Raw genomic sequence first — 5,149 nt, forward strand, 5'->3', positions numbered from 1 at the left:
CAATGCCGTCAACTTAGCTTCGAAAGCCCGGCAAAGCTCTGAAATTGTTACAATATCCGTGCAGTATCAACCAAGGGGGCAGAGATGAAGAAGCATGCAGTGACTGAACTCCAGGCCGCAGAGGCTGAGAAGCTGAGGGTGATTTGAATCTGTTTATGAGGGCATAAAACAGGCTTTGGTTTGTCCTGAGGTCATCGCCCGCTTCCGCCTGCACCCGAAGGCGTTCACCCGCCAGCGCGAACTGCCTTTCCATCGCCTCGTGGCGCTGATGCTGAACTTCCGCAAGGGCAGTACGGAGTGGGAACTCAAGGGCTTCTTCGCGACCCTGCTCGGTGTGGTCATCACGCTTGCCATGCCGACGCGGGCGGCCTTTTCGAAAGCGCGCAAGCGCTTGTCTGAGCAGGTCTTCGTCTACCTCAATCGAGAGGCCGTGAAGACCTTCTGCGCCGGGTGGGCAACGCCGCGTTGGCAGGGCTTCCGCCTGCGTGCCGTTGATGGAACAACCTTCCGCTTGCCGCCGGGTGAGGCGTTGGAGCGCGCCTTCGGTGCACAGGAGAGCGGACCGACGCTGGCACGCGCCTCCGTGCTCTACGACATCGGCCACGACTTGGTGGTCGACGCCCGCGTGGCGGCGATGTGTGTCGGCGAGCACGAGCTGGCGGTGGAGCATCTGGCCGCTGCCGAACCGGGGGATCTGCTGATCTACGATCGCGGCTATCCGGCGTTTTGGTTCTTCGCCCTGCATTTGGTCGCCGGCATCGACTTCTGCATGCGACTGCCGCGCAACAGCTTCGCGGCTGCCGAGGCATTTTGGGACAGCGACGCGCCCGAGACCGTAGTGACGCTGACACCGTCCGCCGATCAGCGCCGTGCCTGCCGCGATCAAGGCGTCTGCGCCGACCCCATCCGTGTTCGTTTGGTCCGGGTGCGCCTGAAAGGCGGCGAGACCGAGGTCTTGGTCACCTCGGTGCTGGACGCCGAGCGCATCCCCGCGCGGCTCTTCGGGCAGCTCTACCACAAGCGCTGGGGCGTGGAGGAGCACTACAAGCGCGAGAAGCGCTGGGCCGAGATCGAGAATTTCTCCGGGCGCTCGGTGCTGGCGATCCGCCAGGACATCCACGCGAAGATCCTGGCGATGAACCTCACCGCCATGGTGCGCAACGTCGCCCAGCTCGTCGCGGATCGGCGCTTCGCCCATTGCAACCACCGCTATCAGGTACGCGCATGCAGCACGCTCTCGGAGATGAAGAACACCCTCGTGCGACTGTTGTTCGGCGAGCCGCATCAACGACGCAAACTCCTAGCGCTGCTCACACAAAGCCTATCTGGCGCGGTTGAGGCCGTGCGCCCAGATCGCAGCTTCCCACGGCTGAATCCCGGCAAACTCAAGCCCGGACACCACCCGGCATACAAGCGGACCGCTTAAGTTGACGGCATTGGCGGAAGGCCGGGGTCTTGTGCACCAGCTCCGCGATGCGCTTGGCCTGATCGTCCGCCAGCGCGTTCATCGGGTAGATGATGATGGCCTGAATGCCGGAATTGACACCGGGCTGACCCTGCGCCTTCTGCTGCGCCACGTGGTCCAGCACCGGATACAGAAAGCACTCGGTCTTGCCGGAGCCCGTGCCTGTGGCCACCAGCGTGGACAGATGCTCCACCGCGCAGCGCCGCCAGGCCTGCTCCTGGTGCAGATGCGCCGGGTGCTCGGTTTGGAAGCCCTTGAAGAAGTCCCGGCCGCTGCTGCCGGCGGCGAAGGGCATGCCGAGCTGCACATAGGGCCCCTTCACCCAGCCCGGCTGCTCGATCAGCCGGCGCACCGCGTCTTTGAAGTGCTCGGTGGAGGGCTCGAACTGGGTGCGCAGCGTCTCGGCGACGCCGTGGCGGACCTCGTCGATGACCAGGGAGGGGAGCATCCGTGCGCCTCCTTAAAGATGCTGTGGCTGGCGCTCCTCGGACGGGTGTCGTTGCCAGGGCAGATGCAGGAGAGCGTAAATAACCATGCTATGCGTCACCGATTGCTTTTTTTGCGTTGTGCGATCAGGGGCGGCAGCGCCCGCTGCACCTTGTCCCAGAGGATCTGCCGGTTGATGTCGAAGTAGGCGTGTACGAGAGGGTTGCGCATGCCCACGATCTGGGGCAAAGGCACGTCCGGGAGCTCGGTGTGCCCCGCCGCGCTGACCAGGGCGGCTGCTTCACTGACAATCTCTTCCCGATGATGCCTGCACCGCTCGCGACACCGACCTCAGCAGCAGCTTTTTCCCATGGTCGGCTCGATGATTTCCAGCAGCCGCTGCATTCGCTGCCGATAGAATGCCTCGAAGTCGTCGGCGCGCAAGGTCTCGCTTTGAAAACCGGTCGCCCCTGCGCTTTCTCCCGCTCCCTCTGGTCCAGCACCCTGTACCAGAGCCATCGACGATCAGCCTGTCCGAAGTGGCAAACCTGGAGGTCTCCTCAGCAGCCATTCCCGATCTTTTCCAAAGGTGGCTTGAACGGCCGTGCGGAAGTCCTCGCTTCTCCCCTGGGATTCGAACCAGTCGTCAATTCGCCGAAGATCAAAAGGAGATAGCAATTGCGTGAAAGCGCTTTGCATGATGGTTGCTGCAAGCCGGTTGGCGGTCTCCGTGTCCTTCTCGCGCGTGCTGAGAGCGAAAGCGGCAATTGGGTCGCAGCGAGTAATCTGCGTCAAGCTCTGCATGATCAGACCGGGAACAGTTTTAGTTTTCTGCGCTGCGATGAACCTTGCGCCGCGCTGAAATCAGCGCCCGGTCCTTACCCAGAGCAGCTTGGTAGGTGTCCATGAGCTTCAGTGCTGCACGGCCAAGATCGTGCCGGTGAAGCAGTTCAATGGCGTCAAGAACGACATTTGTTGGGGCTTGGCTGTTGCCTGGCTTGATCGCCACGGCGCCTGGATTCGCGAATGGCGTCTTGCAGGTCGAGCACCTTGGCAAAAAGGACCTGTGAGTCCCTGACCTGATCGAGGCGCAGCATCACGGACAGCATGCGCTCCAGGCCGGCACAGGCCGTTGGGTCGGTGAGCTGGGTGGCCCTTGCCTGGTCCAGAATGCCATCCAGAACGGGCTCCGGCGCGACGGCCAGGGTGCGCTCGCCCAGGGTCGGGTCGTCGATGTCCTGCCCGAGCTCCGCGCGGGTGGCGGCGACGGTCTGGTTCAGGTGCGCGATGAGGGCGGCCCAGTCCGCGAGCTCCATCGGGTCCTGCAGGTGCCGGAAGCCGAGCTGAAGGACCGCCGTGTCGATATAGGTCTCGTCCACCGGGGTTTGGTTGAACCGTCGATAGGGCGGCTGCACCAGCAAGTATCGGTCGTTCGCCTCAACAATGGCCCAGCCGTCTGCCGGGGAGAGTGCGACGAGCTTCAGCATGTGCTTACCTCCGTCAGGGGCAGTGAGCGCTTGCCAGTTTCGGCCAACAGCGTCTGGATCTGGTCGGTGGCATCCGGATCGCCCTGGTGATCGCGGAGCAGATCATCCACGCCCTGTCGCAGCCGGTCCGTGTTGTCGCTGGCGAGCTGGAAGAGATTCATCTCAGTGGTCTTTGGATCGGTTTCACTGCCGGGCTGGCCGGGCTTCCCCGGCCAGTCGCAAAACCTCGTCCACCAAGGTGTCCGAGAGCCGATAGCCTTGCGGTTTCAGCGTCTCCAGCAGCGGCGCCATGGCGTGCACCAGCCGGTGGCGTTTCGCCGCCAGCAGCAAGCCGGACAGCCCCACGACCGGGACGCCGCGCCGTCGGGCAACCACACGTGCGCGCCGCTCGTCGATGAGCAGGAAGCGGCAGCACAGGGCCTCTGCCAGCAGGATGGCCTCTGCCTCGCCCGTGTCGAGCACCAGGCTCAGGTTTGCCGAGTCCGGCGCCAGGTTCGAGGGCAGGCTGCGCATCTGCAGCACACCTGCGCCCAGGGCCGCGGACAACAGGCGGGCGCCGGGGCGCTCGGACCCCAGGCGCGGTTCCTTGCGCACGGCCTGCGGCACCGTGACCGGGCCGTAGAGCGTCTGAAGCAGCGACAATCGCTTGATGCGGGCCAGCGCGACCAATGGCCCGGCGTCGGCGATGACGATGCCGCTCATCCCGGCCTGCCTGCCCGCTGCTGCTACAGGGCCGCGTCCAGCTCATCGGTCAGTTCCTCGGCCGGATAATCCACCGCGGTCAACCCGAGCGGCTCCAGCAGGTCGATAAAGGCATCCAGCGAGAGCCCCGCCACCTTGGCGGCCTGGGCCAGTGTGAGCCGGCGTTGCTCGAACAGCGACAAGGCGAGGGCGCGGTGCACGCCCTGATCGAGCAACCGCTTGTCGAATGGCACGGGCAGGATGGCCGGCCGGCCGCGCTTGGTGATGATCGCGAGTTGCCCTTGCTCGGCGTCCTTCAGCAGGTCGTTCGAGTGGGTGCGCAGATCGCGAACGGAGAAGACGTCGAATGGTTCCATCGGGTTTGCCCTCCCAGAGCATGTGTCCACGGAGCGTAGCACATCCGGTTGGGAGCTGATGTTGAACTACGAAACACGCGAAAGACGCGAAAAGGGGATGACCCCGAGAGGTGTCGGGTCGAGTCCGGCTGCGTCTGTGGTTTCGCGTCATTTCGCGCATTTCGTAGTTGTGAATCGTTGGGGCAGTTCGTGTTTATGCATCGTCGGCGAAGAAGGCCCAGGCGATGCGGTAGTCCTCTTCGCGGTCGGGTCGGAGGAAGGGCGCCTGGTATTCGATGGTGCGCCGGTGCGGGCCGCCGGGGAGGGTGTCGTCCCAGAAGGTCTTGGTGACGGTGCTGCCGGCGGGCAGGTGGCGGATGTCCTCCCAGCCGAGCAGGGTGTCGGTGTCTTCTCTGTCCGCGGTGCGCAGGCCGTAGCTGATTTCGGCGTCGCGGTCCGCCTTGCGGGCCTTGCGCGGCAGGCCGACGCCGATGAGGCCCTTGCTGGGGGTGAAGACGATGCGCCCGGTCTGGTCGTACCAGGTGTCGGCCTCGTACTGGCGCATCACCGGGAACTGCACCCGGTAGATGGTCAGCAGCTCGTCCAGCGTCAGGCCCAGGGCCTGGGACACCAGCACATCGATCTCCAGCAGGGCCTGGCGGCGGCTGTAGTCGGTGCGGAGCGCGCAGTTGCGTTGCCAGGCGGGGGTGAGGTTGGCGAAGAAGTCCTTGTCG

8 protein-coding genes and 1 pseudogene are annotated in these 5,149 nt (G+C 64.4%); 1 reads left to right on the top strand and 8 read right to left on the bottom strand.

Features of this window, described 5'->3' with window-relative positions:
- The first annotated feature begins 175 nt into the window (after positions 1–175).
- Positions 176–1,426 carry an IS4 family transposase gene (locus QZ588_RS17680; protein ID WP_295544391.1) on the top strand — a complete coding sequence of 417 codons (1,251 nt, stop codon included), beginning with the start codon at positions 176–178 and terminating at the stop codon, positions 1,424–1,426.
- Here QZ588_RS17680 and QZ588_RS17685 read toward each other — a convergent pair.
- From QZ588_RS17685 to QZ588_RS17720, 8 genes and pseudogenes are all read right to left on the bottom strand, one after another.
- Positions 1,386–1,913 (bottom strand): DEAD/DEAH box helicase, encoded by a 528-nt coding sequence (locus tag QZ588_RS17685; RefSeq protein ID WP_295544392.1) that lies wholly within the window; start codon positions 1,911–1,913, stop codon positions 1,386–1,388. The two genes, QZ588_RS17680 and QZ588_RS17685, sit on opposite strands and share 41 nt — an antisense overlap.
- A 95-nt stretch (positions 1,914–2,008) precedes the next feature.
- Complete coding sequence (locus QZ588_RS17690; RefSeq protein ID WP_366929609.1) at positions 2,009–2,203, bottom strand: HepT-like ribonuclease domain-containing protein; 195 nt, start codon at positions 2,201–2,203, stop codon at positions 2,009–2,011.
- A 39-nt stretch (positions 2,204–2,242) separates the two neighbouring features.
- Complete coding sequence (locus QZ588_RS17695) at positions 2,243–2,410, bottom strand: hypothetical protein (protein WP_295544393.1); 168 nt, start codon at positions 2,408–2,410, stop codon at positions 2,243–2,245.
- A 440-nt stretch (positions 2,411–2,850) separates the two neighbouring features.
- Positions 2,851–3,378, bottom strand: coding sequence for a hypothetical protein (locus QZ588_RS17700; protein ID WP_295544395.1), 528 nt, complete (start codon positions 3,376–3,378; stop codon positions 2,851–2,853).
- The gene (locus tag QZ588_RS17705) at positions 3,372–3,539 is read right to left on the bottom strand and encodes a hypothetical protein (protein WP_295544397.1); all 168 of its coding nucleotides are present in this window, start codon (positions 3,537–3,539) and stop codon (positions 3,372–3,374) included. The genes QZ588_RS17700 and QZ588_RS17705 overlap by 7 nt, the downstream gene beginning before the upstream one ends.
- 22 nt (positions 3,540–3,561) lie before the next feature.
- The gene (locus QZ588_RS17710) at positions 3,562–4,080 is read right to left on the bottom strand and encodes a DUF3368 domain-containing protein (protein ID WP_295544399.1); all 519 of its coding nucleotides are present in this window, start codon (positions 4,078–4,080) and stop codon (positions 3,562–3,564) included.
- 23 nt (positions 4,081–4,103) lie between these two features.
- Entirely contained in the window at positions 4,104–4,436 is a 333-nt protein-coding gene (locus tag QZ588_RS17715; protein ID WP_295544400.1) for a type II toxin-antitoxin system prevent-host-death family antitoxin, read from the bottom strand.
- A 193-nt stretch (positions 4,437–4,629) separates the two neighbouring features.
- A pseudogene (locus QZ588_RS17720) lies at positions 4,630–5,149 on the bottom strand (hypothetical protein); the annotation flags it as partial.

This window comes from uncultured Thiohalocapsa sp. (genome assembly GCF_913062725.1).
Classification (GTDB): Bacteria; Pseudomonadota; Gammaproteobacteria; order Chromatiales; family Chromatiaceae; genus Thiohalocapsa.

Excerpts from the sequence above, each read along its gene's own strand:
- QZ588_RS17685 (WP_295544392.1), bottom strand. The coding sequence starts at position 1,913 with ATGCTCCCCTCCCTGGTCATCGACGAGGTCCGCCACGGCGTCGCCGAG.
- QZ588_RS17695 (WP_295544393.1), bottom strand. The coding sequence starts at position 2,410 with ATGGCTCTGGTACAGGGTGCTGGACCAGAGGGAGCGGGAGAAAGCGCA.
- QZ588_RS17700 (WP_295544395.1), bottom strand. The coding sequence starts at position 3,378 with ATGCTGAAGCTCGTCGCACTCTCCCCGGCAGACGGCTGGGCCATTGTT.
- QZ588_RS17705 (WP_295544397.1), bottom strand. The coding sequence starts at position 3,539 with ATGAATCTCTTCCAGCTCGCCAGCGACAACACGGACCGGCTGCGACAG.
- QZ588_RS17710 (WP_295544399.1), bottom strand. The coding sequence starts at position 4,080 with ATGAGCGGCATCGTCATCGCCGACGCCGGGCCATTGGTCGCGCTGGCC.
- QZ588_RS17715 (WP_295544400.1), bottom strand. The coding sequence starts at position 4,436 with ATGGAACCATTCGACGTCTTCTCCGTTCGCGATCTGCGCACCCACTCG.